This window comes from Variovorax sp. 01T439_2 (assembly GCF_056398445.1).
The window spans coordinates 1-1,702 of sequence record NZ_JBFTPJ010001118.1 but is presented as its reverse complement, the minus strand read 5'-3'; the positions used below and the strand labels follow the sequence as shown (position 1 = coordinate 1,702).

Genomic DNA, 1,702 nt, shown 5'->3' with positions numbered 1-1,702 from the left:
GATGGCAGGAGCGCTCCAGGGCGCGGGTTCGGTGTCCTCGGCTTCGTCGAGCAGCAGCAGCGCACGGGAGGCGGGCACCAGGTGGCGCAGCGCCGAGGTGCTGACCACCTGCCGCGCGTTCGCCTGCTCGAGCATGAAGGCGATGCGCTCGGGCGGGAAATCCGTCGGCACCGGCACATAGGCCGCGCCGGCCTTGAGCACGCCCAGTTGCGCCACCACGGCCTCGATCGACCTGTCGAGCACCAGCCCCACGTTGTCGCCCGCACGCACGCCCAGGTGCTGCAGGCGCTGCGCGAGCTGGCTGGACTGGCGCTCCAGTTCGCCGTAGCTCATCTGCGCATCGCCTTGCGCGAGCGCCATGGCATCGGGCGCGGCCGCGGCCTGGCGCGCGAACAGGCCCACCACGGTGAGGCTCGGGTCAAGGGGAGCGGGGGGCGTGTTCCAGTCGGCGAGCTGGCGCGCGCGGTCGGCGGCGGGCAGGGTGCGGATCTCGCGGAGCGGGCATTCGGGCCGCTCGAGCAGATCGGCGGCGGTGTCGGCAATGGCTGCCAGCAGCTGCTGCACCGATGCCGCGTCCAGCAGGCTTGCCGCGGCACTGGCGTGAAGGCGCGGCGTATCCGATGCGGTGGTGCTCAGCCAGAGGAGGAGGGGGGCCTGGACGCCGTCGACGCCGGGGTCGCAGCCCAGCCAGAGAACTTTCGGCGATGGCTCCAGCGAGCCTGCCGAGCCCGCGGTAGCCGCCTGGCGCCGTTCCTGGTCGAGCGAGGCCAGCCAGGTGCGGGCCGATTCGGACGGATCCGGCTGCTGTTCGCCGAGCCAGCGCGCCTGGAGCAGGAGCCACGCCGCCGCAAAGGGGGTGTCGGGCAGCTGGCCGGTGGCGTCGAGCCATTGCGTCCAGCGCAGCGTGCCCTGCTCCCCGAGCGCCACCGAGTCCTGGATCCGTTCGTCCGGCCTGTCCGAATTGAGGCGCGAAACGAACAGATCATCCAACGAAAGTCGGGGGGGCGCGGATGGCGCCGGATCGGCTATTTGAATTTTCATAGAAAAAACGGAAGAAAGAATGCATGCAATAGATGGGATTCATGAATTGGCAATTGGCCAATAAAAATTCATTAGTACGTTAGTTTCTATTTCGAGGCAATCCTAGAGGCTTTGTCTGGCGCGGTGTTGATCAAAGTTTGTCAGGTTACATTCTCGAATCATTCGTTACATACTCGTACTACCTCATATCGCTCGAACAGGGTAACCAGCGCCCATTTCGGGCGCCTTTCCCCGATTCCGCCCGAACTGAGGAGCAGGCGTTTTCACGGAAGGCATTGGCCCAGGGAACTCACTGTAGGAATTGCGCCGCTGCCGCGCATGAGCAATGCGCCCCCTCCAGAGGGAGACAAGCGCCCCCGGCCGCACTGCTTGCGACCATGACAAAGCGCCTGYCGAAAACATGGCAAACCGCTGCTGCGCAAGCCGAATACATCTGCAAAATGGGGAGGCGGGGTAGAGGCGAGACAGGGGAGTGCCGGCAGCCCGGCATCACCTGCGCCAGATGCCGCAGCCGGTCTGCCGGGAGCAGATTGGGTGGGGCCGCGAAGCGCAATGGATGTAATCGCTACCCGCGCGGGGCAAGGTAGCCATTAATTGACTTGGCTTCGGGTGAATATGAAGATATTCCCCGAGGGGGCGCCGCAGTTGTGTAACTCCAGGG

The 1,702-nt window shown here is 65.5% G+C and carries 1 protein-coding gene; it reads right to left on the bottom strand.

Features of this window, described 5'->3' with window-relative positions:
* Positions 1 to 990: AMP-binding protein (locus AC1DOC_RS32585; protein WP_478131434.1), on the bottom strand; the 990-nt coding region annotated here is incomplete at its 3' end.
* Positions 991 to 1,702 lie beyond the last annotated feature (712 nt).